Here is a 1,380-nt window from a genome sequence, read left to right as displayed (position 1 = left end):
CTGGCCACGCTGACCTGCGCCTTCAGGTCGCGCGCTTCCAGCGCCACCTGGTCCACCAGGTCCGAGCGGTCGGCCAGCACCAGCCGGGCGCCCTCGCGGGCCGCCGCCAGCGCCACGCCGCGGCCGATGCCTTGCGCGGCCCCGGTGACGATCATCACCTTGTCGCGAAAGCGTTCACGCTGTGTCATCGTCATGCTCCGCTGCTGGCCGAGAATTTCTCGAAATAGAAGTTGGCCGGCGTGACGCCGACATCGCCCATCCAGGTGCGCACCGCGTCCACCATCGGGACCGGGCCGCACAGGTAGACATCGACGTCGCCGCCGTGCATCCAGCCCGGTTCCACGTGGGCGGTGGCATAACCCTTGCGCGGGTGGGCGCTGTCCGCCGCCGCCACGCAGGTGACGTAGGAGAACTGCGGGTGGGCCGCCGCGATGCGGTCGAGTTCCTCGAGGGCGACCAGGTCGTGGTCGTTGGTCACCGCGTATACCATGCGGACCGGCTGGCTGAAGCCGGTCTCCGCCAGCGCTGTCAGCATCGACAGGAAAGGCGCGATGCCGGTGCCGCCCGCCAGGAACAGCAGCGGGCGCTGGAGCGGGCGCAGGTAGAAGCTGCCGAAGGGGCCGGCGAAGCCGATCTCGTCGCCCGCCTTGGCCTCGGCCGCCAGGTAGCCGCTCATGCGGCCGCCCGGCACGTTGCGCACCACGAACTGGGCCTGTCCGGCGCCGGGCGCGGAGCTGAACGAGTAGGAACGCGTCAACTCGGTGCCCGGGATGCCGACGTTCACGTACTGGCCCGGCAGGAAGCCCGGTGCGCCCTCGACCGGCTCGATCGCGAAGCGGATCGTGGAAACGGACAGGTGCTCGACCGAGGCGATGCGGCCGCGGTAGGCCTGCGGGCCGGACTTGCAGGCCTGCGACGTCGCCAGGATCTTGACCACGCAGTTCGAGGTCGGTTTCATCTGGCAGGCCAGGACGACGCCCTTGGCGGCGTCGCCCGGCTCCAGTGCGTCCTCGATGTAGCTGGACTCGGGCATGTCGTAGCTGCCCGATTCGCAGTGCGCGCGGCAGGCGCCGCAGGCGCCATCACGGCAGTCGAGCGGAATGTTCACCCGCTGGCGGTAAGCGGCGTCCGCCAGCTTTTCGTTGTCGTTGCATGCGATGAAGCGGGTGATCCCGTCTTCGAACTGCAGGGCGATGTGATGGCTCATCATCTGTCTCCTTGCCGGGTAAGGCTCTGTTAAATGTGGTAGACGTCGATTACCTGGTGGATGTAATCGTTCTTGAGTACCACGTACTTCCTGAGGATCTGCGGCTGCGCGCCCGAGAAATCGATCACGTAGCGCGACATGCCGAAATAGCTGAAGTCGGTCTTGTAGCGGTG

2 protein-coding genes and 1 pseudogene are annotated in these 1,380 nt (G+C 67.4%); all 3 read right to left on the bottom strand.

Annotation, left to right across the window (positions count from 1 at the left end):
• The coding region (locus H162_RS32435) for an SDR family NAD(P)-dependent oxidoreductase (protein WP_371847024.1) at positions 1-194 on the bottom strand (194 nt) is incomplete at its 3' end.
• Positions 191-1,207, bottom strand: coding sequence for a benzoate 1,2-dioxygenase electron transfer component BenC (benC, locus tag H162_RS0129715; protein ID WP_026355273.1), 1,017 nt, complete (start codon positions 1,205-1,207; stop codon positions 191-193). The genes H162_RS32435 and benC, both read right to left, overlap by 4 nt.
• A 29-nt stretch (positions 1,208-1,236) precedes the next feature.
• Positions 1,237-1,380, bottom strand: a pseudogene (locus H162_RS35490) (benzoate 1,2-dioxygenase small subunit); the annotation flags it as partial.

The organism is Massilia niastensis DSM 21313 (assembly GCF_000382345.1).
Taxonomy (GTDB): domain Bacteria; phylum Pseudomonadota; class Gammaproteobacteria; order Burkholderiales; family Burkholderiaceae_D; genus Telluria; species Telluria niastensis.
Note: the sequence above shows the minus strand (reverse complement) of the source record. Positions and strands in the feature narration are given on the sequence as shown.